The organism is Sulfitobacter sp. JL08 (assembly GCF_003352045.1).
Classification (GTDB): Bacteria; Pseudomonadota; Alphaproteobacteria; order Rhodobacterales; family Rhodobacteraceae; genus JL08.
Window position 1 is genome coordinate 1,983,424 of sequence record NZ_CP025815.1, and the last position, 24,959, is coordinate 2,008,382.

20 protein-coding genes are annotated in these 24,959 nt (G+C 59.5%); 9 read left to right on the forward strand and 11 right to left on the reverse strand.

Features of this window, described 5'->3' with window-relative positions; translation table 11 throughout:
• Positions 1–3,468: a transcription-repair coupling factor gene (gene mfd / locus C1J05_RS09800; protein WP_114870093.1), complete on the forward strand. Its 3,468-nt coding sequence runs from the start codon at positions 1–3 to the stop codon at positions 3,466–3,468.
• Here mfd and C1J05_RS09805 read toward each other — a convergent pair.
• From C1J05_RS09805 to C1J05_RS09820, 4 genes are read right to left on the reverse strand one after another with little or no spacing between them, the layout of a single operon-like run.
• The gene (locus C1J05_RS09805) at positions 3,465–4,658 is read right to left on the reverse strand and encodes a multidrug effflux MFS transporter (protein ID WP_114872241.1); all 1,194 of its coding nucleotides are present in this window, start codon (positions 4,656–4,658) and stop codon (positions 3,465–3,467) included. The genes mfd and C1J05_RS09805 overlap by 4 nt on opposite strands.
• A 20-nt stretch (positions 4,659–4,678) precedes the next feature.
• The gene (locus tag C1J05_RS09810; protein WP_114870094.1) at positions 4,679–5,023 is read right to left on the reverse strand and encodes a potassium channel family protein; all 345 of its coding nucleotides are present in this window, start codon (positions 5,021–5,023) and stop codon (positions 4,679–4,681) included.
• Entirely contained in the window at positions 5,020–5,658 is a 639-nt protein-coding gene (locus tag C1J05_RS09815; RefSeq protein ID WP_205389222.1) for a DsbA family oxidoreductase, read from the reverse strand. Before C1J05_RS09815 ends, C1J05_RS09810 begins: the two co-directional genes overlap by 4 nt.
• A complete protein-coding gene (locus tag C1J05_RS09820; RefSeq protein ID WP_114870096.1) occupies positions 5,645–7,180 on the reverse strand; it encodes a class I adenylate-forming enzyme family protein in 1,536 nt (511 codons plus the stop codon). The genes C1J05_RS09815 and C1J05_RS09820 overlap by 14 nt, the downstream gene beginning before the upstream one ends.
• Before the next feature lie 65 nt (positions 7,181–7,245).
• On the opposite strand from C1J05_RS09820, the gene C1J05_RS09825 reads away from it, so the two are divergent.
• Positions 7,246–7,869 carry a helix-turn-helix domain-containing protein gene (locus C1J05_RS09825; RefSeq protein WP_114870097.1) on the forward strand — a complete coding sequence of 208 codons (624 nt, stop codon included), beginning with the start codon at positions 7,246–7,248 and terminating at the stop codon, positions 7,867–7,869.
• 34 nt (positions 7,870–7,903) lie between these two features.
• Here C1J05_RS09825 and C1J05_RS09830 read toward each other — a convergent pair whose 3' ends face one another.
• Positions 7,904–9,619, reverse strand: coding sequence for an extracellular solute-binding protein (locus C1J05_RS09830; protein WP_114872242.1), 1,716 nt, complete (start codon positions 9,617–9,619; stop codon positions 7,904–7,906).
• Positions 9,620–10,168: 549 nt separating this feature from the next.
• On the opposite strand from C1J05_RS09830, the gene C1J05_RS09835 reads away from it, so the two are divergent.
• The 3 genes from C1J05_RS09835 to C1J05_RS09845 all read left to right on the forward strand — a co-directional run bounded on the left by C1J05_RS09835 (position 10,169) and on the right by C1J05_RS09845 (position 13,138).
• Entirely contained in the window at positions 10,169–10,942 is a 774-nt protein-coding gene (locus tag C1J05_RS09835; protein WP_114870098.1) for a 3-hydroxybutyrate dehydrogenase, read from the forward strand.
• Positions 10,943–11,002: 60 nt separating this feature from the next.
• A complete protein-coding gene (locus C1J05_RS09840; RefSeq protein WP_114870099.1) occupies positions 11,003–12,034 on the forward strand; it encodes a patatin-like phospholipase family protein in 1,032 nt (343 codons plus the stop codon).
• Positions 12,035–12,172: 138 nt separating this feature from the next.
• Positions 12,173–13,138 carry an alpha/beta fold hydrolase gene (locus C1J05_RS09845; RefSeq protein WP_114870100.1) on the forward strand — a complete coding sequence of 322 codons (966 nt, stop codon included), beginning with the start codon at positions 12,173–12,175 and terminating at the stop codon, positions 13,136–13,138.
• Positions 13,139–13,224: 86 nt separating this feature from the next.
• Here C1J05_RS09845 and C1J05_RS09850 read toward each other — a convergent pair whose 3' ends face one another.
• The 4 genes from C1J05_RS09850 to C1J05_RS09865 all read right to left on the reverse strand — a co-directional run bounded on the left by C1J05_RS09850 (position 13,225) and on the right by C1J05_RS09865 (position 16,635).
• Complete coding sequence (locus C1J05_RS09850) at positions 13,225–13,914, reverse strand: DUF502 domain-containing protein (protein ID WP_114870101.1); 690 nt, start codon at positions 13,912–13,914, stop codon at positions 13,225–13,227.
• Between the two features lie 82 nt (positions 13,915–13,996).
• Positions 13,997–14,911: a pseudouridine-5'-phosphate glycosidase gene (locus C1J05_RS09855; protein ID WP_114870102.1), complete on the reverse strand. Its 915-nt coding sequence runs from the start codon at positions 14,909–14,911 to the stop codon at positions 13,997–13,999.
• The gene (locus C1J05_RS09860; protein WP_114870103.1) at positions 14,908–15,801 is read right to left on the reverse strand and encodes a PfkB family carbohydrate kinase; all 894 of its coding nucleotides are present in this window, start codon (positions 15,799–15,801) and stop codon (positions 14,908–14,910) included. The genes C1J05_RS09855 and C1J05_RS09860 overlap by 4 nt, the downstream gene beginning before the upstream one ends.
• 36 nt (positions 15,802–15,837) lie before the next feature.
• Complete coding sequence (locus C1J05_RS09865) at positions 15,838–16,635, reverse strand: DUF4198 domain-containing protein (RefSeq protein ID WP_114870104.1); 798 nt, start codon at positions 16,633–16,635, stop codon at positions 15,838–15,840.
• Between C1J05_RS09865 and C1J05_RS09870 the strand changes: the two genes are divergently transcribed.
• The gene (locus C1J05_RS09870; protein ID WP_254684762.1) at positions 16,634–17,782 is read left to right on the forward strand and encodes a HupE/UreJ family protein; all 1,149 of its coding nucleotides are present in this window, start codon (positions 16,634–16,636) and stop codon (positions 17,780–17,782) included. The two genes, C1J05_RS09865 and C1J05_RS09870, sit on opposite strands and share 2 nt — an antisense overlap.
• Here C1J05_RS09870 and C1J05_RS09875 read toward each other — a convergent pair.
• Complete coding sequence (locus C1J05_RS09875) at positions 17,779–18,399, reverse strand: thiamine phosphate synthase (protein WP_114870105.1); 621 nt, start codon at positions 18,397–18,399, stop codon at positions 17,779–17,781. The two genes, C1J05_RS09870 and C1J05_RS09875, sit on opposite strands and share 4 nt — an antisense overlap.
• Before the next feature lie 154 nt (positions 18,400–18,553).
• On the opposite strand from C1J05_RS09875, the gene C1J05_RS09880 reads away from it, so the two are divergent.
• The 3 genes from C1J05_RS09880 to C1J05_RS09890 are packed head-to-tail and all read left to right on the forward strand — an operon-like array spanning position 18,554 to position 21,975.
• Positions 18,554–19,300 (forward strand): RNA methyltransferase, encoded by a 747-nt coding sequence (locus C1J05_RS09880; protein ID WP_114872244.1) that lies wholly within the window; start codon positions 18,554–18,556, stop codon positions 19,298–19,300.
• A 56-nt stretch (positions 19,301–19,356) separates the two neighbouring features.
• Positions 19,357–20,499 (forward strand): heme A synthase, encoded by a 1,143-nt coding sequence (ctaA, locus tag C1J05_RS09885; protein WP_114870106.1) that lies wholly within the window; start codon positions 19,357–19,359, stop codon positions 20,497–20,499.
• Positions 20,500–21,975 carry a carboxypeptidase M32 gene (locus C1J05_RS09890; protein ID WP_114870107.1) on the forward strand — a complete coding sequence of 492 codons (1,476 nt, stop codon included), beginning with the start codon at positions 20,500–20,502 and terminating at the stop codon, positions 21,973–21,975.
• A 53-nt stretch (positions 21,976–22,028) separates the two neighbouring features.
• Here the strand turns inward: C1J05_RS09890 and gyrA are convergent, their stop codons facing one another.
• Positions 22,029–24,779 (reverse strand): DNA gyrase subunit A, encoded by a 2,751-nt coding sequence (gyrA, locus tag C1J05_RS09895; RefSeq protein ID WP_205389223.1) that lies wholly within the window; start codon positions 24,777–24,779, stop codon positions 22,029–22,031.
• Between the last annotated feature and the right edge of the window lie 180 nt (positions 24,780–24,959).

The window sequence follows — 24,959 nt, forward strand, 5'->3', positions numbered from 1 at the left end:
ATGTCAAACAACGGCTTTCATATAACGCTTGGCGGCGCACCGGAAGGCTATGACGCAAAGCTGATCCTGAAGGAACTGGCGGACGCGGGTGCGCCGGTTCTGCATATCGCGCGCGATGACAAACGTATGGTCGCAATGCGCGCGGCGCTGGCGTTTTTTGCCCCCGATATGCCCGTTGTCACCTTTCCCGGCTGGGATTGCCTGCCTTATGACCGCGTATCGCCCAACGCCGATATTTCAGCAACGCGGATGGCCGCGCTGGCCGGTCTGGTCCATGGGATGCCACCGCAATATGTGCTGCTGACAACCCTGAACGCCGCCAGCCAGTACGTGCCCGCGCGCACCATCCTGCGCGAGGCCGCGTTCAAGGCGCAGGTCGGTGCGCGTATTGACGAAGCCGCGTTGCGCGCATTTCTGGCCCGCATGGGGTTCAGCCAAAGCCCGACCGTTCTGGAACCGGGCGATTACGCGGTGCGCGGCGGGATCATCGACATCTATCCACCGGGCGATCTGGGGCCGGTGCGGCTGGATCTGTTCGGCGATGTGCTGGACGGCGCGCGCCGGTTCGATCCGGCAACACAGCGCACGACCGAAAAGCTGGACATGATCGAACTTGCGCCGGTGTCCGAGGTGATACTGGACGAGGCCGCGATCACGCGGTTTCGCCAGAACTATCGTATCGAATTCGGCGCGGCGGGCACTGATGATCCCCTGTACGAGGCGGTCAGTGCGGGGCGCAAACATCAGGGCGCGGAACACTGGTTGCCGTTCTTTCACGAAAAGCTGGAAACCCTGTTCGATTACCTGCCCAAGGCCAGCATCACGCTGGATGACCAGATCACCCCGACGCGGCTGTCGCGCTGGGATGCGATCGTGGACCAGTATGAAACCCGCAAAATCGCAATGTCGGAAAAATCGCACCTGAACACGGTGTACAAGCCGGCGCCACCGGCCAGCCTGTATCTGGATGATGCGACATGGACCACCGCGGTTGCGGACCGGCGGGTGATCCAGCTTAATCCGCTGCCACAGGCAACCGGCCCGAACGTGCTGGACGCGGGCGGGCGCATCGGGCGCAATTTCTCGCCCGAGCGGCAATTGGAAAACATCAGCCTGTTCGGCGCGCTGGCGGATCACATCAGGAAGAAACTGGACACAGGCCCCGTGGTTGTCGCCAGTTATTCACAAGGCGCGCGGGAACGGCTAAGCGGCTTGATCGAAGACGAAGGGCTGGCCGAAACAATCCCGATCACCGATGCCACGCGCATCGGCAAACGGGGGCTGCATCTGGCGGTATGGGCGCTGGAACATGGCTTTGAGGCCCCCGGGCTGACCGTGATTTCGGAACAGGACGTTCTGGGCGACAGGCTGATCCGCGCACCGCGCAAGAAACGGCGTGCCGAAAACTTTCTGACCGAAACCCAAAGCTTGTCACCCGGCGATCTGGTGGTGCATGTCGATCACGGCATCGGGCGCTATCACGGCATGGAAGTGATCACCGCCGCAGGTGCAGCGCATGAATGCCTGTTGCTGGAATATGCCGAACAGGCACGTCTGTACCTGCCGGTGGAAAACATCGAACTGCTGTCGCGATACGGCCACGAAGAAGGCCTGCTGGATCGGTTGGGCGGGGGCGCATGGCAGGCCAAAAAGGCCAAACTGAAAGAACGTATTCGCGAAATGGCCGACCGTCTGATCCGCGTCGCCGCAGAACGCGCCCTGCGCCGCGCACCGATCATGGATCCGCCGCCGGGCATGTGGGATGCGTTCAGCGCCCGCTTTCCCTATACCGAAACCGATGACCAGATGCGCGCGATCGGCGAAGTGCTGGACGACATGCACAGCGGATCGCCGATGGACCGGCTGATTTGCGGCGATGTCGGCTTTGGCAAGACCGAGGTGGCGATGCGCGCGGCCTTTGTGGCGGCCATGTCCGGCGTGCAGGTCGCAATCATCGCCCCGACAACGCTGCTGGCGCGCCAGCATTACAAATCCTTTGCCGAACGGTTTCGCGGCTTCCCGATCGAGGTGCGGCCCCTGTCACGCTTCGTGAGTGCCAAGGACGCGCAGGCCACGCGGGACGGCATCAGCCGGGGCACGGTGGATATTGTCATCGGCACCCACGCGCTGCTGGCGAAATCCATCCGGTTCAAAAACCTGGGCCTGCTGGTGATCGACGAAGAACAGCATTTTGGCGTCAGCCACAAGGAACGGCTGAAACAGTTGCGCACCGATATCCACGTGCTGACGCTGACCGCGACACCGATCCCGCGCACCTTGCAATTGTCCCTGTCGGGCGTGCGCGACCTTAGCATTATCGGCACGCCCCCGATCGACCGGCTGGCAATCCGCACCTATGTCAGCGAATTTGATGCCGTGACCCTGCGCGAGGCGCTGTTGCGCGAACATTATCGCGGCGGACAGTCGTTTTTCGTGGTGCCCCGTATTGCCGATCTGCCCGAGATCGAAACTTTTCTGGCCGAACAGGTGCCCGAAGTCAGCGTGGTTATCGCCCATGGCCAGATGGCAGCGGGTGAACTGGATGACCGCATGAACGCGTTTTACGACGGCAAGTACGATGTGTTGCTGGCCACAACGATTGTCGAATCCGGTTTGGATATTCCGTCGGCCAACACCATGATCATCCACCGCGCCGATATGTTCGGCCTGTCACAGCTTTACCAGATCAGGGGGCGGGTGGGCCGTTCGAAAACCCGCGCCTATGCGTATCTGACCACGAAACCGCGCGCCAAACTGACCCCGGCTGCGGAAAAACGGCTGCGGGTTCTGGGATCGCTCGATACATTGGGGGCAGGCTTTACCCTTGCCAGTCAGGATCTGGACATTCGCGGCGCAGGAAACCTGTTGGGCGAAGAACAATCCGGCCAGATGCGTGATGTCGGCTTCGAACTCTATCAATCCATGCTGGAAGAGGCGATTGCCAAGATCAAGGCGGGCGAATTGGAGGGGCTGAGCGCGGCAGACGATCAATGGGCGCCCCAGATCAACCTCGGCGTGCCCGTCCTGATACCGGAACCCTATGTGCCCGATCTGGATGTGCGACTGGGCCTTTATCGCCGCCTGTCCGAGCTTAGCACCAAGGTCGAACTGGAAGGTTTCGCCGCCGAATTGATCGACCGGTTTGGCCCGCTGCCCAAAGAGGTGAATACTCTGCTGCTGGTCGTGCGGATCAAGGCGATGTGCAAACGCGCCGGTATTGCCAAGCTGGATGGCGGCCCCAAGGGCGCGACGATCCAGTTCCACAATGACAAATATGCCTCGCCCCAGGGGTTGGTTGATTTCATCACCGATCAGCGCGGGCTGGCCAAGGTCAAGGACAACAAGATCGTGGTCCGGCGCGACTGGAAAAAAGACAGCGACAAGATCAAGGGCGCGTTCGCGATTGCACGCGACCTGGCCGAAAAGGCGATTGCAGAACAGAAAAAGGCCAAGGCCAAACAGGGTTAGACCGGTTGTTCCTCGGTACGTTGGAGTGACAGCATCAGACCGGCCGCCACGATTGCCATAACCAGAACACCGATGATCAGAGGCAGGGGCGTGCCGTCAAAGGCCAGACCGACAGGGGCCGCGATCACCGCCGCCAGCACGGTTGATACCGCCCCCATCACCGACGCCGCCATGCCCGCGATATGCCCCATCGGTTCCATCGCAATGGCATTCAGGTTGCCGATGGTCATTCCCATCATGAAAAACACCGAGAACTGCCAGACCATGAAGGCCCCGAACTGTATGCTTTGGGGCGGTTGCATCAGCCACAAGACCAGCATCAGGCTCGAAAGGGCGACTTGCACGGACAGCGATACCGTCACCAGACGCCGCATTCCGATATGCATCACCAGCGCCGCATTCAAAAATCCTGCCGTGCCCGACAGCAGGGCAATGCCGCCAAACCAGAACGGAAACTCTGCGCCGCGCTGAAACGAAATATCAAAAATCTGCTGCACCGAACTGAGCATGGAAAACAACATGCCGAAGATCAGCGTTTGCACCAGCATCGACATGCGCACCGCCGGATGGGCGAACAGTTCCTTGATGGCGACCCACAACAAACCCGCCCGAAAAGGCCGCCGGTTTTCCACCGGCAGGGATTCACCCAGCCGGACCGACATCCACACCATGCTGACCAGCGAGAACAGGATGAATGCAACAAAGATACTGCGCCAGCCAAACAGCGCAATGATGCCCGCCCCCAAAAGCGGCGCAAAGGCCGGCACAAGGGTAAAGATGATCATCACGAATGAAACAAGCTTGGCCATTTCCCGGCCGGAATAGAAATCGCGGATCACCGCCATCGTCGCAATGCGCGGCCCCGCAGCCCCCAACCCCTGCGCAATACGCGCGGCAAGAACCCATTCAAGCGATGAACTGGCCCAAGCGACCGCCGCCCCAATGATATACAAGGCCCCGCCGGCCAGAATAACCGGCTTGCGCCCGAACGCATCCGACAGCGGGCCAGTAAACGCGGTGCCAATGCCCATGCCCAGAACAAACGAGGTGACGATCAACTGGGCCCGGTTCAGGGCATCCGGGCTTAGTTCGGCCCCGATGCTGGGCAGGGCGGGCAACATCGCATCAATCGAAAACGCGATGGTGGCGAACATCATCGCACACAGCGTGATGAACTCGACCCGCCCCATCGTGTTGGTGCGCGCATCGCTCACGCGTCAGTGTCCTTGCCTGTCTCGGCCTTGATATACGCTTCTTCGCTTTCCTCGATCCGTTTGGCACGTTTGCGCATCCGGCGGCGCAGCGTGAATTCGCCGAATTGCTGAATGGCCACGGCGAAAATACCCAGTCCGGTAAAAATAAGGACCGTCGTGCCGATCTTGCCCAGTGCGGTGACGGGTACAATTGATCCGTACCCGACCGTGGACAGGGTCACGACCGTGAAAAAATAGGAATCCAGCAGGCTCCAGCCTTCAACAAGATGGAAAAATACCGTCCCCGAAACGATCACCGTGATCAGGGCGGAAATCAGCGTGACAGGACGGGCCCATGTCATGACGCGGTGTTCTCCTGCACCTCTGCGATCACCCGCGCCCAGAGTTCCGGTGGTTGTGCGCCCGGCACCGCGTGTTTGCCATCCACGATGAAGGTCGGGACCGACGAAATCCCCATCTCGCGCGAATGGGCATCGCGCGCGCGGATGTCTTCGATATCTGCATCCGATTGCAGCAGGCGCATAACAACAGACGCGTCCATGCCGATGCCATCAGCGATATCGGCCAGAACTTCGGTGTCGCCAATATCCGCGCCATCGACAAAATAGGCCTGAAACAATTGCGAAACCGCCGCAGTCTGGCGGCCTTCTATACCGGCCCAATGGATCAGGCGGTGCGCATCCAGCGTGTTGGGCGTGCGCTCCATCTTGTCCAGATTGATCACAAGACCGGCTTTTTGCGCATGTTCAACCACCGGTGCATAGGCTGCAGCGGCGCGTTCCTTGCCGCCAAACTTGCCCTCAAGATAGGCGCGCCGGTCCATACCCTCGCGCGGCATGTCGGGGTTCAGCTGAAAGGGGTGCCATTCGATGGTGAACGGATGGTCAGGGTGTTGCGCCAGTGCCTGATCCAGATAGGTCTTGCCAATATAGCACCACGGGCAAATCGGGTCGGACATGATATCAAGCTTGATCATCTGAAACCTCATAATAGGCGCGCAAGGCGCGGCGCAGCAATTTTCCGTTGGCCCCTGTCGGCAGCTGCGGCAGGTGCACAAAAGCGCGCGGTTGTTTGTAGCGGGCGAGTTTGGACCGGGCATACCTGTCCAGCGCCGCATCGTCCAGTCGCTTTGGCCCGGTGTAAAATGCCGCGATCAGTCGCACGTCCTGTTTCACCTCGACATCGATGACGCCGATCGCGTCGATGCCCGGCATGTCAGACAGCGCTGCCTCGACCTCAAGCGGGGACACACGATAACCGCCCGCGTTCATCATATCATCGGCGCGCCCCAGATAGGTGATCTGACCGTCAACCGCCATCGCGCCCTGATCACCGGTCATGAACCAGTCGCCGTGAAACCGCGCCGCCGTATCCTCGGGGGCGTTCACATATTCCAGCATCAGCCCCGGATCATCGCGGCGAATGGCAATGGTGCCTTCCTGTCCCTGTGGCGCCGGGCCGTCATCGCCCATTATCGCAACGCAGCGCCCGACCTGCGGCGTGCCCAACGCATCTCCGCGCGCCGGACGCGCCGGACCCGATGATATAAAAGTGGAACATTCCGACATGCCGTATGCCTCGTAGACCTGCGTGCCGGTGGCCACATGCCACGCCTCGCGCACCCGTTGCGGCAGCTTTTCCCCCGCGCTCAGCCCGTGGCGCAGATCGGGTGCCACGATCACCGGCGTTTCCGACAGGATTTTCCGGTAGACCCCGGGCGCGGCCGCGAAAATGGTCGCGCGATGAACAGCGATCAAATCGGACAGGTCGTGCAGGGCCACGTCGGAACCGGGGATCAGGGCTGTGGCGCCAAGGGTCCAGGGATCCATCAGGCCAGTGCCCAGCGTATAGGTCCAGTTAAATGCGCCCGCGTGCAGCATCCGGTCATCCGGTTTCAGAGCATACCAGTCACGCATCATCATGCGCCGCGCCCAGATCGCCCGATGCGCATGTGCCACCGCACGCGGCTTGCCCGACGTACCGGAAGTGTAGATGATATATGCGATCCGGTCAGGATCAGCCATGTCAAAGGCGAATGTCCCGGCCTCGACCGGATTGTCAAAAAAAGTCTTTACCTTCTCCAGAAGCACTGTGCCGGAATGATCCGGGCAGGCAATTGCAGGATCACGCAGCACCGCCTGCGGTTCCAGATCGGACAGGATCGCCGCAACCTCGGGTTCGGTCAGCTGGCTTGAGGTTGGCACCGGAACCAGACCGGCGGCGATCGCACCCAGATAGACAATCGGGAAATCAACCGAATTGCCCAACCGCATCAGCACGCGTGCACCCGGTGCAAGACCTTGATCGCGCAACCCCTGTGCAACACCCAGAACGGCCTGTTCCAGTTGCGCATAGGTCCAGTCCTGCGATCCCGACAGCGACAGGATCGACAGGGCGGTTTTGTCCGGGACATCGCGGGCCGCGCCCAGAACATAGGCAGCAAGGTTGAACGGGGCGGGGCAGGGCGGCGGCGGCCCGTGATCAAAGACAGACAACATGCCCAACCGCTAGCCCGCAGGCGCGCCCGTTGCAAGTACCCCGATGCAGTTCTATAGACGCACGCATGAACGCAGATGACCCCAAAAACCTGATCCGGATTGCCCGTGAAAACGGCCAGGACGAGACCGCCGAACCTTTGGATCTGGGCGCGCGCGTGCGTCAGTTGCGCAAAGCCCGCGACTGGACGCTGGAACAGGCTGCCCGTCAGGCCGGGCTTGCCCGTTCGACACTCAGCAAGATCGAAAACGGCCAGATGTCCCCGACCTACGAGGCGTTGAAGAAACTGGCGACTGGTCTGGAGATATCGGTGCCGCAATTGTTCACCGCCCCGCAGAAAAGCCGCGTCAACGGGCGCATGGCCGTGACCAAATCAGGCAGCGGCGCAGTGCGTGCCACCACCACATACGAGCACGAGCTTTTGGGCGACACGCTGACCAAGAAACAAATGCTGCCCTACCGCGCCCGGGTGCGCGCCCGCAGCATGGATGAATTCGACGGCTGGGTGCGCCACGATGGCGAAGAGTTTCTGTATGTGCTGACAGGCGTGATCCGCCTTTACACCGAATTTTACGAACCCGTCGAAATGCGCCGTGGCGACAGCGCCTATTATGATGCGGCGATGGGGCATAATGTTGTTTCGCTCAGCGACGAGGACGCTTCGATTTTATGGGTGACATCGCTGTCCTGATGGCGCAGGTGGCCCCGCGTTGTGCGCGTGCGCCCTAGCTTGGATCGTACCACCAAACTTCGGGCATGAAATTCGGCCCGTCGCCATAGACAGGCAGGCGATCGGGAAAACGCAATTCCCTGACATGCGCGATGCGCCCGACCGTGAATTGCCAGAACGGAATGACATATCGTCCCGTCGTCAGCACCCGATCCAGCGCGCGCGCCGCTGCGACAAAATCATCGCGGCTTTCCGATGTCAGCAACACATCAATCATCGCGTCCGCCGCGGGCGATTTCATCCCCATCAGATTGCGCGATCCGGGCGCGTCCGCATTGGCAGAGCCCCAGTAAAACCTTTGTTCATTTCCCGGTGACAGGGACAGTTCGCGCCGGAACGATGTCATGTCGAAATCAAATTCGGTGGTGCGCCCGGTGAACTGGGCATTGTCCACGGTTTCGATATCGGCCTGAATACCCAGACGTGCCAAGGCCGAAACATAAAGTTCGGCAATCGACTGGCTTTCCGTATCCCCCTGTTTCAGAAGAATGGTGAATGAGAACGCGGCCCCTTGCGCATTGCGCAGCACACCGTTCTGCACGGTCCATCCCGCGCGTTCGAACAAATCGGTCGCCTTGCGCAGGTTGACACGGTTACGGGCTGATCCATCACCCTGGGGCAGGGCATATCCATCCAGCGCGTCAGGCGGCAGAGTGCCTGTAAACGGCGCCAGCAATTCGGCCACACGGCCAGTTGCCGCGCCCGATTGCATCGCCAGTTCGGAATTCGAGAAATACGAGGTGATGCGCGGCTGCGCGCCACCGGTAAACGTGTCGTTGATGAATTCGAAATTGAACGCGTGGATTAAGGCATCGCGCACATCCAGATTGTCAAATGGCGCACGCCGCGTGTTCAAGACAAATCCCGTCATCCCCGATGGTTTGGAATGGGGAATTTCGGATTTCACCACATCACCGCGCTGCACCGCCGGAAAATCATACTGGCTGTCCCACTTTTCGGCATTGAACTCGCGCAAGACAGTCAGGTTGCCGGCCTTGAACGCCTCGAACAGAACGGAATTGTCGCCGAAAAAGTCGATCCGGATTTCGTCCAGATTATGGGTGCCGCGCCGCAACGGCAGATCCTTGCCCCAATAATCAGGGTTGCGGGTCAAGATGACATAGCGCCCCGCCTCGTACCGGCTGACGGAATAGGGCGCGCTGCCGATGGGAATGGTGTCCAGCGCCGCTTCGGCAAAATCAATGCCATCCCATTGCGCTTTTTTCAGAATGGGGCGAAGTCCGGCGATCAGCGCCAGTTCGCGGTCCGCGGTGTTAAAGGTCAGGCGCAGCGACCGGGGGCCGGTCTGTTCGATGGTTTCGATCTGGGATCGCAAACCGTGATAGCGCGGGTGGCCCTGGGTGCCCAACACCTCGTAGGACCAGATCACATCCTCGACTGTGACGGGGCTGCCATCCGAAAACCGCGCCTCGGGGCGCAGGGTGTATTCCACCCATTCGCGATTCGCTCCGACCTCAATCGATTCGGCCAAAAGACCGTAAAGCGTGAACGGTTCGTCCCAACTGCGCCCCATCAGAGACTCGTACGCAAAAAACCGAAGTTGCCAGGGCGGCGTGCCTTTGCGCACGAACGGATTGAGTGAGTCAAAGCCGCCGGTGTTGCCCAGAACGATACGCCCGCCTTTGGGTGCATCTGGATTGGCATAGGGCAGCGACACAAAATCAGGTGGTAGGTCGGGGGTGCCATACATAGCTATGGCATGTTGCGGCGCACCATGCCCGATGTTGGCGAATAACATAGCGGCAAGAATCAGCGCATAAAGACGCAGAAAACCGCCGACGGGTTGGAAATAAACTGATCGCACTTTGGCAACAATCCTGCTCTGCCCTTGTTTTGTTTGCGCAGACGGTAACGGCAGTTTCATGTCTTTTCAAACTTTTAGCTTGGATGCAGGCTCGGAATTGCTTATAAGGAAGGCACTGCTCGATAGGTTTCTTGCCTGTATGAAACCTGCCTCAATAACTTAACGCCCGCTTCGTGCGGGCGTTTTTTTTCGCCCGGACCTTTTGTTTACTGGCCCATCATTCAAGGGGCGGTTCTACACATACCGGCACGACACACCACAGAAATCGGACCTGCAGGGGCGCACAATACCGATTCTTTTTGCGACCCTGTGAGGCGCAGAAATCAGAACCGCGGCCCGCGCTGTGGTTCTGTCACGGTCTTTTGGGTTTATTTCGCATCTGCAGCATGACAGATTGCGGCAAACGCCACCGGCCCCATCCAAAGGAGAGTTCGAATGACCCTGTCAGGAAAAACCGCTGTGATCACCGGATCAAATTCAGGCATCGGGCTGGGCATTGCCATCGAACTGGCAAAGGCCGGGGCCGATGTGGTGCTGAATTCCTTTACCGACCGCCCCGAAGATCACGCCATCGCCGACGGCATCGCGCAGGATCACGGCGTAAAGGCGCGTTACATACAGGCCGATATGTCCAAGGGAGATCAGTGCCGCGCCCTGATCGAACAGGCGGGGGCCTGCGATATTCTGGTCAACAACGCCGGCATCCAGCATGTCTGCCCGATTGACAGCTTTCCGGTCGACAAATGGGATGCCATCATTGCCATCAACCTCAGTTCGGCGTTTCACACAACCGCCGCGGCCCTGCCGGTGATGCGCAAGGCCGGTTGGGGCAGGGTGGTCAACATCGCATCGGCACACGGACTGACGGCCAGCCCTTACAAATCGGCCTATATCGCCGCCAAACACGGCGTTGTCGGCCTGACCAAAACCACCGCACTGGAAACCGCAGAAGAACCGATCACGGCCAATGCGATCTGCCCCGGTTACGTTCTGACCCCGCTGGTCGAGGCGCAAATTCCCGACACGATGAAGGAATACGACATGAGCCGTGAAGACGTGATCAAGAACGTTATGCTCAAACGTCAACCGTCCAAGGAATTCGCGACCGTCGAACAAATGGGCGGCACGACGGTGTTTCTGTGTTCCGACGCCGCCGCACAGATTACCGGCACCACCATCAGCGTCGATGGCGGCTGGACCGCCTTGTAGAATGCACCTTCTCCTCACCGCCAACCCGGTCACTGACCTATTCACCGCGTATCGCGGCAGATGACCAAATTGCGCATCAATCTGGCGCTTCAGGGCGGCGGCGCGCATGGTGCGTTTACCTGGGGCGTGCTGGATCGCCTGTTGCAGGATGATGATATCGAAATTGCGGGCATTTCCGGCACGTCGGCAGGGGCGCTGAACGGCGCCGCGCTCAAAGCCGGAATGCTCAAGGGCGGCAAACAGGGCGCGCGCGACAATCTGGACTGGCTGTGGGGCAAGGTGGGTGCCGTTCAGGATAATGCGCTGACCGGCTGGATGTATTCGTCGGGCCCGCAAGCCTATTCGCGCATGATCGAAAATTCCCTGCCGTTCATGATGGCCGACACATGGTCGCGCATGGTGTCGCCCTACAGTTACGGCCCGTTCTATTCCAATCCATTGCGCCCGATTGTCGAAACGTTCGATTTCGCCTCTGTGTGCGCCCACGAAGGTCCGGCCCTGTTCATCTGTGCAACACGCGTGCGCAACGGGAAAATCCGCGTCTTTGACGGCGACGACATCACAACCGAAGCGATCATGGCTTCGGCCTGCCTGCCGACGCTGTTCAAGGCGGTTGAATTGTACGACAGCGAAACCGATCAGAACGAGGATTTCTGGGACGGTGGATATACCGGAAATCCGGCGCTGTTTCCTTTGTTTGCCGATGACCTGCCCAGCGACATCGTGATCATCAACATCAATCCGCTGGAACGCAGCGGCGTACCGCGCACCCCGCAGCAGATCCAGAACCGCATCAACGAGATCAGTTTCAATTCATCGCTTTTGCGCGAATTGCGCGCGATTTCTTTTGTCCAGCGCCTGCTGGAACGGGGCACGCTGGAACAAAGCGAGATGAAGCGCGTGCTGATCCATATGATCGCCGACGACGCATTGATGAACGATCTGTCAGTGGCCACGAAACTGGTGCCGACACCCTATGTGCTGAAAACCCTGAAAACGGCGGGGCAGCAGGCGGCAGAGACATTCATCGCCAGCCACAAGTCAGCGCTGAACAAACGCAGTTCGGTGGATATGAAGGACATGTTCGGCTGACAAGCGGGCAAGAGCGCCGGACGTAAAAATCCCGATCAGACGGAATTTACACCGTAAAGTCCTGAGTTGCATCAATGTCATCTTTTTTTCCAGTCTTAAGGTGATCGACAGACCGCATGTTTACTCTGGATAACGGCAATGCCCTTTTCTCGTCGTACCTTTATCTATGGCGCAGCCGCATCTTGTGGTGCCCTGCTGTTTGGCGGCGGCTATGTCTGCGGTTCTTATGGCGAAGCCGTTCCAGCCGCGCATGCTCGGGTCGGCCAGAAAAGCAGGCTGATTTCCACCCGTTTCGGCGATCTTGAATATGCTGTCGAAGGCTGTGGCGCACCTTTTCTCATGATTCATGGAACAGGCGGCGGGTTCGATCAGGGCTTACGGTTTGCAGGTCGATTAATTTCATCGGGTTTCCAAGTGATCGCGCCTTCGCGTTTCGGATATCTGCGAAGCCATATTCCATCCGAACCGACGCCAGAAAGCCAAGCGGACGCTTTTGCCGAATTGCTTGATGCGCTCCGCATTGACAGGATTCCCGTTGCCGGTGGGTCCGCAGGCGCATTGACCGCGTCGCAGTTCACCCTGCGTCATCCTGACCGATGTTCACATCTGATCTTGCTTGTTCCCGCCATGAACCTGAGCAACCGGGATCCGGTCGAGTTCACCCGGCTGCAACGGTACTTTGTCGGAAAACTATTGACGTCAGATCGCTGGTTCTGGACGGCTTTGAAGCTGGCGCCAAACCAGTTGATCCGCACGTTGCTGGCCACAGATCCGGCCCTGCTGGATAAGGTGGAGCTATCCGAGCGCAACCGGGCGCACCTGATACTTGGGGATTTGATGCCAATCAGCCGGCGTTCGATCGGGATGGTCAATGATGCCAGATTTTCGGGTCATCCGACCGAAATTGATTTCACGCAACTGAAAGTTCCCACTCTTGTCGTGTCAGCCCAGGATGATTTGTTCGGGACTGCGCAAACGGCCCGCACCATTTCCGAACGAACACCTGACGCGAGACTGGTTGTTTTTCCTTCGGGAGGGCACATTTGGCTGGGCCATGATCAGGAGTTATCCGAGTTGATCACAGAATTCGTGGCGCAACACTGATCTTCAATTCATGGGGCAGCGTGCCTAACGCGCTTACCTCTTTCCGCTTTGACCCAAAATTGCCATTTAATACCGCCGCCTGATGGCTAACGTTTATCCACAGGCGGCACTGTCGGATCTTTTCCGTTGGGATAAACCAGCCCTGCGGAAATCACCAGTTTGGCGGCATCTTCCACGGTCATGTCCAGTTCGATCACGTCCTCTTTGGGAAAGAACAGCAAAAAACCCGATGTCGGGTTTGGCGTTGTCGGCACAAAGATCGACATCAGCGCGCCACTTGTTTCCGCCCGCCGCGCCACTTCGCCCTTGGCGGTGGTCGAAACAAAGCCGATGGCCCAGATACCCTTGCGCGGGTACTGGATCAGACAGGCTTTTTCGAACGACCTTTCGGATTGCGCGAACACGGTTTCCGAAATCTGTTTGATGCCAGAATAGATCGACCTGACGACAGGCATCCGGTCGACCACACCTTCGCCAAAGCGGATCAGCGACCGCCCGATCAGCCCCTTGGCAACCCAGCCGACAATGACGGTGAACACCAGAAAAATGAATACGCCAAGGCCGCGCAGGTTGATCCCGATATATTGTTCCGGTCGCAGGTTGGCGGGCACCAGCGGCAGCACGAAACCATCAATCCAGCCCACGACGGACAGGATCAGCCAGATGGTCAGCCAGATCGGCGCGATCACCACGATGCCCGTCAGGAAAGACGCCCTCAGACCCGCAAAGCGCCCGGCTTTGCGCGGCTTTTCTTCATCATCGAAAGGGGTGTTCATCTTTGACCCGTTCACTTGGTTTGCGGGTGATACTTAGGGTGTTTGGTTTCACGCTACAATGGGCGAGATTGCATATGGCTGATCAGTCTGTTTTGGCGCTGAAAGCTTTGGCAATCTCTGCGCCAAGGCGTGCATTGTTCAGCACCAGTGCGATATTGGCATCAAGCGAACGCCCGTCGGTCAGTTCGAAAATCCGTTGCAGAAGATAGGGCGTCACCGCCTTGCCGGTGATGTTGTGACGTGTCGCATCCTGTAATGCGGTCGCGATCAGCGGGGCCAGAATCTCTGCCGGTATTTCGTCCTGTTCGGGTATCGGGTTGGCCACCAGCTGCCCGCCCGGCAGGCCCAGGGCCGCGCGCAAATCATGAGCGCGCGCGATATCGGCAGCGCTGTCCAGCCGCAACGGCGCGGCCAGATCGGACCCGGCCAACCAGAATGCTGGAAACATATCCTGACCATAGGCAATCACCGGCACACCCAGCGTTTCCAGCACCTCAAGCGTTTTGGGGACATCCAGAATGGCCTTGGCCCCTGCGGCAACCACCGTCACCGGAGTTTGCGCCAGTTCATGCAGGTCGGCCGAAATGTCGAAATCCGCTTCGGCCCCGCGATGCACGCCGCCAATGCCGCCGGTGGCAAACACCCTGATCCCCGCCAGATGCGCCGCAATCATCGTGGCCGCCACAGTGGTCGCGCCGGTTTTACCGGATGCAAGGCACACCGCCAGATCGGCGCGTGACAGTTTGGCGACGGATCTGGCACGTGCAAGCGTTTCAAGCCGGTCGTCATCCAACCCGATGTGAAGCTGGCCCGACATAACGGCGATTGTCGCCGGAACGGCGCCATTCTGGCGCACGGTATCTTCAACCTTGCGCGCCACGTCCAGATTTTGCGGATAGGGCATGCCGTGGGTGATGATCGTGCTTTCTAGCGCCACAACGGGCGCGCCACTGGCCCGCGCCGCGGCAACTTCGGTTGAAAAGTGCAGATCAATCATGACGGTGTATCCCCTGAAACATAGACAGCAGCCGCCCGCAGCGCGCGCGACAGCGCATCGGCGCGATCCGATCCGGCATATTCGGCGGCAATGTGAGCGGCCATAAACGTATCGCCCGCACCTGTCACCCGCGTTACCAGAACCTCTGGCGGGGCCTGCGTGATCACGCCTTCCACGCTGCCGTCAGACGCGTCCTGACCGCCATTTGTAACCAGCGCGCGCATCGCTCCGCGCGCGACCAGCGCAAGGGCGGCCTCGTTCGAACTGGAAAATTCCGTGTGGCACAGCAATCCGGCTTCTTCCAGATTGACATATAAAACACCGCGCCGCTGCGCGATGAACGGCGCCAACCGCTCGGCCTTGCCCGGAGACGCGGGCGCCACCCGCAAGTCAGCGGCGCCAAACAGACCAGACGCCGCGATATGGGCCAGTAATTCGACGGTCAGGTTCCCGTCCAGCGCCACGGGGCCGCGATAGGGTGTGGCGGCCGTGCCCAGCGGCCCCACGATCAGCGGGCGCAGGATCTTGTCGCCCGCGGCCTCAAGCGAATGGGCATCGGCAATGGCGGCAATCAGGCCGTTCGCCCCTTCTACTGCCATATAGCGGTCTGTGGGCAGATCATCGGACCGGTAGACATGATCCGTGATCATACCGCGCGACGTGCAGGCGGCGATCATTTCATCGCCTTCGGCATCGCGCCCGATCGCTGTCAGCAGCGCTGGGGTCATGCCAAAGCGCGCCAGCGTCATCGCGATGTTCATTGCCACGCCACCGGGCAGGCGGGTGATACGGCCGGGCACATCCGATCCCTGACGCATCGCACTGGGCGAACGCCCGATCACGTCCCAAAGAACGGACCCGATGCACAGGATGTCAGGCGAAACTGTCATGGCGCGTTTGTGGCGGGGATCAGGGCAGGGCGCAAGTCACTCTGGCACGGCAAATGTCAGCGCCGCCCACAATGTTTCCCAAACCGTTCCACTGTCCTTGGGCGCTTCGCGCAATACCACCGCATCCAGCAGATAGCTGTGCCCGTTTGTCACCGGCACCGTGGCAATGCCGGACGCGTCCGTTTGCGTGATACTGACCGTAACGCTGCCATCCGGCGACCGGTCAAAGATTTCGACCTGCGCATCTTCGCGCGGCAGCCCCTGATACAGGGCCTGCACACGCATGCCCCCATCCAGAACATCATTGTAAGGGTTGGTCAGCGCGACAAATTCGGTTTCCATACCTGTCGGTGCATCCTCGCCGGCACCGTCCCCGACCGCGACAAGCGCCTTGGCATAGCGGAAATAGGTTTCCTTGAACGTGTCGGTGGGAAATCCCAGCGCCTCATGCCGCGCGCGCATGTCGCCAAAACCCTTGTGATTGGCAAATTCCTGGAATTTGTCCCATTCCGTATAGGTCAGCCGGCTGGCAGTGGTTTCATGCACGATGACCAGCAAACCTTCACCTTCCACCGGCTGTTGCAATGCCGGAGAATCGCCCATGCGAGCCGCAACAGGGGCAACCACGCCGTTCAGGATCATATCAAATCGGGCGAACCGGTTTTCGAAAAACGCAAGGTCTATTCCTTTGAAATTCTGTCCGTTTTTCAGGTCGGCCTGCAGGATTGTGCCGTTTTCAACTTGAAAGTTTTGTGGTTCAATCCAGAATTCATGAGCAGACACAGCGCTGATGGAAAACATCAGCGCCAGAACGGACAGGGCAAGGCGGAACATGCAGAATCTAACCTTCTTTCGGATGTTCCATAAGCTGCGCCTGATCCTGATGTTGTCAACCCTCTTGGCACTGCTGTCGACTGCGTTAAGCGCGCATGAAGTGACACCGACCATCGCTGATCTGAGCGTGGAAGGCGGCGAAGTCACGCTGGTTTTGCGCCTGAATGCCGAGGCGTATCTGTCCGGTATTGATCTGGACGGCGTCGAAAATACCAATGATACCCCGCAATCCAATGATTACGATGCCCTGCGCGCCCTGACACCCGCAGAGCTTGAGGCGCGATTGGCCGCTTTTGTGCCCGGCTGGGCCGAAACGATCGAAATAACGGCAGACGGGCAGACAGTGCCCCTGACACTTGCCAGTGCCGAGGCCGGAGAGGTGGGCGATATCGAATTGCCGCGCATCACCCAGTTAACCTTGCGTGGCCCGATTGCAGAAAATGCAAAGTCCCTGACCTTTGGCTGGCCCAGGGGCGCTGGCGCGCTGGTATTGCGCCAGCAAGGCGTGGAACAGCCGTTTACGGATTATATCGAGGCCGGCTCCACCAGCCCCGATATCGACCTGCGCGGCGGCGGCGGGCAGGGGTCCTGGGCCACGTTTGGCACCTATATTCCAATTGGTTTCGATCACATCCTGCCCAAGGGGCTGGATCATATCCTGTTTGTGCTGGGGCTGTTTTTCCTGTCCACCCGCTTGCGTCCGCTGATCTGGCAGGTCAGCGCGTTTACGCTGGCCCACACGGTCACGCTGGCCCTTGGGGCGCTGGGATGGGTCGCAATTCCGGCCAGCATTGTCGAACCGCTGATTGCGGCCTCAATCGTCTATGTCGCTGTGGAAAACATCCTGACAGACGGGCTTAGCCGGTGGCGTCCCTTGGTGATCTTCGGGTTCGGGCTGCTGCACGGTCTGGGCTTTGCATCGGTGCTGGGCGAATACGGATTGCCCGACAATCAGTTTTTTCCAGCCCTGATCGGGTTCAACATAGGGGTGGAACTGGGGCAGCTGACGGTGATCGCCATTGCCTTTGCCCTGCTGGGATACTGGTTTCGTGACAAACCGTGGTACCGTGCGCGCATCGCGATCCCCGCATCGGTTCTGATTGCGCTGGTCGGCGGTTACTGGTTCGTGGAGCGTGTGTTTCTTTAACCCATCGCCGCCTGCATGGTCTTCAACATCGCGACCGGATCATCCGTGGACCAGATTTCATCGCCGATGCCGAAAAAATCGGTGAAAGGCGCAAGGCCGCGCACCAGATCAAGATCAAGCGCGCCCTCGGCAACGCAGGGTACCTCGACCACGTCGGACCACCATTCAAAGATTTCCTGTTCGGCGCGTGATCCATCGCCGAGCGCGGTTTCCCCGACAGGGCCGAAACTGATGTAATCCGCGCCCGCTTCGCCCGCAATCAGCCCGTCATGACGCGACGTGCCGCAAAAGCTGCCGATGATCGCATCTTCACCCAGTTGCTTGCGCGCATAACGCACGGATTTCGACGCATCCAGCAAATGCACACCGTCCAGCCCCAGACGTTCCACCAGAACCAGATGTTCCGACAGCACCAGTGCAACATCGCGGGCATGGGTGATCTCGCGCAGCGTGTCAGCGGCGCGGGCAATCGTATCTTCGGACTGACCAGCCATCGCCAGGCGCACGCAAGCGACAGGGCACTGGTCCAGCACCTGCGCCAGCAGGGGCGGAAAGGCCGACAATTCGAAATGGGCAGGGGTGATCAGATAGGTTTGTGGCTGCTCTTGTTCGGCCATGGTGAAACGTCCCTTTGGTCTTTGAAAACCGCATTTACCCTGTCTGGGCGCAAATGCAAACGGGCAGGTGAATATTGCGGCTGTCATTGAGGGTTCGGATTGCATGATACCGACGGGCCGCGTAGAGCAGGGGCGCATTTCTGGGGATTTCGCGATGCCGACCGACACGCCACAACCTGTCTTTATTCTGGTGCGCCCGCAAATGGGCGAAAACATCGGCGCGGCCGCGCGCGCGATGTGGAATTTCGGGCTGGACCGGATGCGGATCGTTGCGCCGCGTGACGGCTGGCCTAATCAAAAGGCGGTCGTGATGGCCAGCGGCGCAGGCCGCCTGCTGGACGAGGCCGGTGTTTTTGACAGCGTGGCCGATGCCGCGGGCGATTGTACCTATGTGTTCGCCACCACCGCGCGCCAGCGCGACCTGACGAAAACGGTCATGTCGCCCGAACACGCGATGCAGATCGCCCGCGACAGGATCGCAGGCGGGCAAAAAGTGGCGGTGCTGTTCGGGCCGGAACGCGCAGGTCTGGAAAACGAAGATATCGCCCGGGCCGATGCGCTGATCTCGGTTCCGGTGAACCCTGAATTTCCGTCGCTGAACCTTGCGCAATGCGTTTTGCTGACGGGCTATGAATGGCGCCGCCATGCCGTGGACGTTACGCCGCAAAGCGTGGAACTGGCCGGCACTGACTGGGCACCGGTGATCGAGATTGAAAAACTGGCCGAGCATTACGAGAACCGACTGGAAGAGGCCGGTTTCTTTTTTCCGCAGGACAAGGCCGCCAGCATGAAAATCAACCTGCGCAATCTCTGGGCCCGCATGGCGCTGACCCGTGCGGATGTGCAGATGTTGCACGGCATCCTGCGCCAGATGGTCCGCTGGAAAGAACGCGGGTCGTAACCGCTTGAAGCGGCCCTGACAGCGCCCTAGTCTTAGCCCCAACACAAGAGGTCGTCATGAGCGGTAAACGAAATATTTTTGAAGAAGTAGGCACGTCTGACGCAACTCGCCCAGCAGCGCAGACAGGCGTGATCGATCAGGGCCGGGGCGGCGCGCGCGGGGGCATCCGCATCTGGCTGTTGATCCTGTTCGCGCTTGTCGTGGTGATGATTGCCGTGGGCGGTCTGACCCGCCTGACAGACAGTGGCCTTTCCATCACCGAATGGCGCCCGCTGACCGGCGCGCTGCCCCCGATGAACGAAGCGGCGTGGCTATCGGAATTTGCAAAATATCAGGCGATACCGGAATTCCAGATCCAGAACCAGTGGATGCAACTGGATGATTTCAAAGTCATCTACTGGTGGGAATGGGGCCACCGCCAACTGGGCCGTGTGATCGGTCTTGTCTGGGGGATCGGGTTCTTGTGGTTTTTCCTGCGGCGCCAGATTCCAACCGGATGGACCGGCCGTTTGCTGCTTCTTGGCGGTCTTGGCGGGCTTCAGGGGGCGATCGGATGGTGGATGGTGTCATCGGGGCTAAGCGGGTCGATGACGGATGTGGCCAGTTACCGGCTGGCGATCCATCTGGGCCTGGCCTTTGCCATTCTGGGCATGATCGCGTGGTATGTGTTCCTGCTGGGGCGCAGCGAACGCGACCTGATGCAGGCCCGCCGCGGCAAAGAGGCAAAGCTGTTTTCACTGTCCACCGGCCTGATGCATTTCGCGTTCCTGCAAATCCTCATCGGCGCGCTGGTGGCGGGTATTGATGCGGGGCGATCCTATACCGATTGGCCGCTGATGGGCGGGCAGGTGTTTCCGGCCAGCGCGCTGGTGCTGGAGCCTTGGTGGCGCAACTTTTTTGAGAGTCCGGGTCTGGTACAGTTCATCCACCGGATTGCCGGGTATCTGTTGCTTGTGTTCGCCGTCATCGTCTGGCTGCGCGGGCGCAAATCGGCCCATGCAACCACACGCTTTGCCTTTAACGCGGTGATGGCGGCCCTGTCGCTTCAGATGGTGCTGGGCATCGTGACCGTTCTTTACGGCGCGCCCTGGCAAGTCGCCATTCTGCACCAGTTGCTGGCGGTGGCCCTGTGGGTTCTGATCCATCGCGCGCGCTACCTGTCGGCCTATCCCGTCGCAACCTCTCTCAGGACACAATAAATGACAGCCTATGATGAATTGATGGCGTTCCAGCGCGACACCGAAGCGTTGGGGCAGGTCGCGGGCCGGTTGGGCTGGGATCAGGAAACCATGATGCCACGCGGTGCAGCCGCACAGCGCAGCGAGGAAATGGCCGCGATGGAAGGCGTGTTGCATGCGCGGCGCATTGATCCGCGCATGGCCGACTGGCTGGCCAAGATCGATGATGCCGCACTGGGGCCGGTGGAACAGGCGCAAATGCGCGAAATCCGGCGCAGCTATGCCCGCACGGTCAAGGTGCCCGCCGCATTGGCCGCCGAAATTGCCCGCGTCACATCCCGTGCCCAGGGCCAGTGGGCCGAGGCGCGCAGCAATGATGATGTTGCAGCCTTTGTGCCGGTTCTGAAAGACGTGCTGCGCCTGAAACGCGAAGAAGGGCAGGCGCTGGCGGCTGGCGGCAATGTCTATGACGCGATGCTGGACGATTACGAACCGGGTATCACCGCCGATGATCTGGAAACGATGTTCGCCGCAATGCGTCCACGTCTGGTGGCCCTGCGCGCTGCCGTACTGGACCGGCCCGCGCCCGCCGGTCTGACCGGCACCTTTGACGAACCCAAACAGATGCAGCTGACCCGTAAACTGGCCAAGGCATTTGGCTATGACATGGCGACAGGACGCGTGGACAAGGCGGTGCATCCGTTCAGTTCGGGCAGCGGGCAGGATGTCCGCATCACCACACGCACCTCTGAAACCGATCCGTTCAACTGTTTCTATTCCACCATCCACGAGGTCGGGCATGCCTGTTATGAACAGAATATCGCCCCCGATTTCCTGCTGACTCCGCTGGGGCGGGGCGTGTCGATGGGTGTGCACGAAAGCCAAAGCCGGATTTACGAAAACCAGTTGGGCCGCAGCCGCGCCTTTTGCGGCTTCCTGTTCGAACAGATGCAGGCGCAATTCGGCGATTTCGGCGTTGCGGATGCCGATGCGCTTTACGGGGCCGTCAATCGCGTATCGAACGGCTATATCCGTACCGAAGCGGACGAAGTGCAGTACAACCTGCATATCATGCTGCGCTTTGATCTGGAGCGCGCGCTGATTTCCGGCGATCTGGGCGCCGGCGATCTGGAGGCGGCGTGGAACGATCGCTTCAAGGCCGATTTCGGATACGAGGTTGATCGCGCCTCGAACGGGTGTTTGCAGGATGTGCACTGGTCTGTCGGTCTGTTTGGCTATTTCCCGACCTACAGCCTTGGCAATGTCTATGCCGGATGCCTTTATCAGGCGCTGCGCGCCGCCGTGCCCGATCTGGAAACGCAACTGGCCCAGGGCGATCTTGGTCCCGCAACCGGCTGGCTGGCGCAGAACGTGCAATGCCATGGCGGGCGGCATCTGCCCCGCGAGGTGATCGAACAGGCCAGCGGTATTGCACCTAGCGAAGGGCCGTTACTGGATTATCTGGATGGAAAGTTCGGCGCGCTTTACGAGCTTTGAACGAACAGCACCGGAGTTTGCGTAAAACTCCGGTGCCTTCTTTTTACCAACGTTTACTCTGTCCCGCCGTCTGCGATGTCGCCCACGACATCCTCATCGCCCTGATCGGCGATACGCGCAACGCTTACGACCACTTCGTTCTTGCCGGTGTCAAACACCTTGACGCCACCCGCGCTGCGCGAACGGAATGAGATCCCCTCGACAGGCACGCGGATCGACTGGCCCTTGGATGTCGCCAGCATGATCTGGTCATCCATATCCACGGGGAAGGATGCCACCAGCGCGCCGCCGCGCATGGCCTTGTCCATCGCGGCCACGCCCATGCCGCCGCGTCCGCGCAGCGGATAATCGTGGCTGCTGGACAATTTGCCCGACCCTTTGGCAGTGATTGTCAGGATCAGGTTTTCAGCCGCCGACATCTGCGCATAGCGTTCGGTCGAGAAATTGGGATCGGCCACGCCGTCTTCATCATCGGTTTCGCCATCATCGGCCAGTCCGGCCATGGCGCGACGCATTTTAAGATAGGCCACGCGTTCGTCCGCGGTCGCTTCGAAATGGCGGATCACCGACATAGAGACAACGCGGTCATCCCCCGTCAGGCGAATTCCTCGCACACCGGTGCTGTCGCGCCCCTTGAACACCCGAACATCCGTGCTGCGAAAGCGGATGGCACGGCCGGAATCGGTGACCAGCATCACATCTTCGTCTTCAGAACAGATGCGCGCATTTACCATTTCCACGGTTTCGGGCAGCTTCATCGCAATCTTGCCGTTGGATTTCACATTGGTGAAATCGCTGAGCGCGTTGCGCCGCACATCCCCAGCGCTGGTGGCAAACACGATTTGCAGATCGGCCCAGTTTTCTTCGGGCACATCCACCGGCATGATCGCCGCGATCGAGGTTCCGACCGGAATGGGCAGGATATTGACCACAGCCTTGCCCTTGGACGTGCGCCCGCCCTGCGGCAGACGCCACGTTTTCAGTTTGTAAACCATTCCATCGGTGGTGAAGAACAGCAACTGGGTATGGGTGTTGGCCACGAACAGGGTGGTCACAACATCCTCCTCCTTGGTCTGCATCCCCGACAGGCCCTTGCCACCGCGGCGCTGGCTGCGGAAATCGGCCAGAGGCGTGCGTTTGATATAGCCACCCGATGTCACCGTCACGACCATGTCTTCACGTTCGATCAGGTCTTCATCGTCCATATCGCCGGACCAGTCGACAATTTCGGTCCGCCGCGGCACGGCGAACTGGTCGCGCACTTCGCGCAACTCGTCCGAAATGATGCCCATGATCCGTTCGCGAGATCCAAGAATTTCCAGATATTCCCGTATCTTGCCTGCCAACTCCTGAAGTTCGTCCGTCACCTCTTTGACACCGATCTGGGTCAGGCGTTGCAGGCGCAGTTCCAGAATGGCGCGGGCCTGTGTTTCGCTGAGGTTATAGGTGCCATCATCATTGGCCGTATGGGTCGGATCATCGATCAGCGCGATATATTCCAGAATGTCACGCGCAGGCCAGCGGCGCGTCATCAGTTTTTCGCGCGCTTCGGCCGCATCGGCGGACTGGCGGATCGTCGCAACGACTTCGTCGATATTGGTGACGGCAACGGCCAGACCGCACAGGATATGGCTGCGTTCGCGCGCTTTGCGCAATTCAAAGGCCGTGCGTCGCGCAACGACATCTTCGCGGAAATCGATGAATGACGTCAGGAACCGGCGCAGTGTCAGCTGTTCGGGCCGTCCGCCATTCAGCGCCAGCATGTTGCAGCCGAAATAGGTTTGCATCGGGGTAAAGCGGAACAGCTGGTTCAGCACCACTTCGGCTGTGGCATCGCGTTTCAGTTCCACCACCACGCGCACGCCGTTGCGATCCGATTCGTCCTGCACGTGGCTGACGCCTTCGATCTTCTTTTCGCGCACCTGTTCGGCGATCTTTTCGATCATCGACGCCTTGTTCACCTGATAGGGAATCTCATCGATAATAATGGCATAGCGGTCTTTCCTGATCTCTTCCACGCGGGTCTTGGACCGGATGATCACCGATCCGCGCCCTTCAAGATAGGCTTTGCGCGCGCCGGACCGGCCCAGCATCATGCCGCCGGTCGGGAAATCGGGGCCGGGGACATATTCGATCAGTTCTTCGCTGGTGAGGTCGGGATTGTCGATCAGCGCCAGGGTCGCATTGATCACCTCGCCCAGATTGTGCGGCGGGATATTCGTGGCCATACCGACGGCAATACCGCCCGCACCATTGACCAGCATATTGGGAAACCGCGCCGGCAACACCGTGGGCTCACGGTCTTTCCCGTCGTAATTGTCCTGAAAATCGACCGTTTCCTTGTCGATATCAGCAAGCAAAAAGGCTGCCGGCTTGTCCATGCGCACTTCGGTATAGCGCATCGCCGCTGCGTTATCGCCATCCATCGACCCGAAATTGCCCTGTCCGTCCAGCAGCGGCAGAGACATCGAAAAATCCTGCGCCATCCGCACCAGCGCATCATAGATCGCACTGTCGCCATGGGGGTGGTATTTCCCCATCACATCGCCGACGGGACGAGCGGATTTCCGGTATGATTTGTCGTGCGTGTTGCCGGTTTCGTGCATCGCGTAAAGAATGCGCCGGTGCACCGGCTTCAGGCCGTCGCGCAGATCGGGAATGGCGCGACTGACGATCACCGACATCGCATAGTCCAGATAGGACGTCTTCATTTCGTCTTCTATCGAAACCGTAGGGCCATCATAAACCGGGCGTTCCGGTGGCATTTCGTCTTCGTTTTCAGGTGTTTCTGGCGTGTCGTTCACGTAATTTTGTCCGTCTGTCACTGCGCGCTATATTTTGTGTTTCAGACTATATCAGAGGCAGGATGTAGGGTGCAATGGGTGACGTCCGATTGCTTTGGCAGCCACATCAATCAAGTGATAACATACTGTTTTTATTGAAAAGTAATTCGGATCAGGCATTGTAGGTTTCAGGGGGGTCGG

What these genes read in the sequence shown, in the direction of transcription:
- ctaA (WP_114870106.1), top strand. Translation starts at nt 19,357, where the DNA reads ATGAGCGGTAAACGAAATATTTTTGAAGAAGTAGGCACGTCTGACGCA.
- C1J05_RS09820 (WP_114870096.1), bottom strand. Translation starts at nt 7,180, where the DNA reads ATGTTGTCTGTCTTTGATCACGGGCCGCCGCCGCCCTGCCCCGCCCCG.
- C1J05_RS09840 (WP_114870099.1), top strand. Translation starts at nt 11,003, where the DNA reads ATGACCAAATTGCGCATCAATCTGGCGCTTCAGGGCGGCGGCGCGCAT.
- C1J05_RS09875 (WP_114870105.1), bottom strand. Translation starts at nt 18,399, where the DNA reads ATGGCCGAACAAGAGCAGCCACAAACCTATCTGATCACCCCTGCCCAT.
- C1J05_RS09855 (WP_114870102.1), bottom strand. Translation starts at nt 14,911, where the DNA reads ATGATTGATCTGCACTTTTCAACCGAAGTTGCCGCGGCGCGGGCCAGT.
- C1J05_RS09880 (WP_114872244.1), top strand. Translation starts at nt 18,554, where the DNA reads ATGCCGACCGACACGCCACAACCTGTCTTTATTCTGGTGCGCCCGCAA.
- mfd (WP_114870093.1), top strand. Translation starts at nt 1, where the DNA reads ATGTCAAACAACGGCTTTCATATAACGCTTGGCGGCGCACCGGAAGGC.
- C1J05_RS09865 (WP_114870104.1), bottom strand. Translation starts at nt 16,635, where the DNA reads ATGTTCCGCCTTGCCCTGTCCGTTCTGGCGCTGATGTTTTCCATCAGC.
- C1J05_RS09815 (WP_205389222.1), bottom strand. Translation starts at nt 5,658, where the DNA reads ATGATCAAGCTTGATATCATGTCCGACCCGATTTGCCCGTGGTGCTAT.
- C1J05_RS09845 (WP_114870100.1), top strand. Translation starts at nt 12,173, where the DNA reads ATGCCCTTTTCTCGTCGTACCTTTATCTATGGCGCAGCCGCATCTTGT.
- C1J05_RS09870 (WP_254684762.1), top strand. Translation starts at nt 16,634, where the DNA reads ATGCAGAATCTAACCTTCTTTCGGATGTTCCATAAGCTGCGCCTGATC.
- C1J05_RS09825 (WP_114870097.1), top strand. Translation starts at nt 7,246, where the DNA reads ATGAACGCAGATGACCCCAAAAACCTGATCCGGATTGCCCGTGAAAAC.
- C1J05_RS09860 (WP_114870103.1), bottom strand. Translation starts at nt 15,801, where the DNA reads ATGACAGTTTCGCCTGACATCCTGTGCATCGGGTCCGTTCTTTGGGAC.
- C1J05_RS09890 (WP_114870107.1), top strand. Translation starts at nt 20,500, where the DNA reads ATGACAGCCTATGATGAATTGATGGCGTTCCAGCGCGACACCGAAGCG.
- C1J05_RS09830 (WP_114872242.1), bottom strand. Translation starts at nt 9,619, where the DNA reads ATGTATGGCACCCCCGACCTACCACCTGATTTTGTGTCGCTGCCCTAT.
- C1J05_RS09810 (WP_114870094.1), bottom strand. Translation starts at nt 5,023, where the DNA reads ATGACATGGGCCCGTCCTGTCACGCTGATTTCCGCCCTGATCACGGTG.
- C1J05_RS09850 (WP_114870101.1), bottom strand. Translation starts at nt 13,914, where the DNA reads ATGAACACCCCTTTCGATGATGAAGAAAAGCCGCGCAAAGCCGGGCGC.
- C1J05_RS09835 (WP_114870098.1), top strand. Translation starts at nt 10,169, where the DNA reads ATGACCCTGTCAGGAAAAACCGCTGTGATCACCGGATCAAATTCAGGC.
- C1J05_RS09805 (WP_114872241.1), bottom strand. Translation starts at nt 4,658, where the DNA reads ATGGGGCGGGTCGAGTTCATCACGCTGTGTGCGATGATGTTCGCCACC.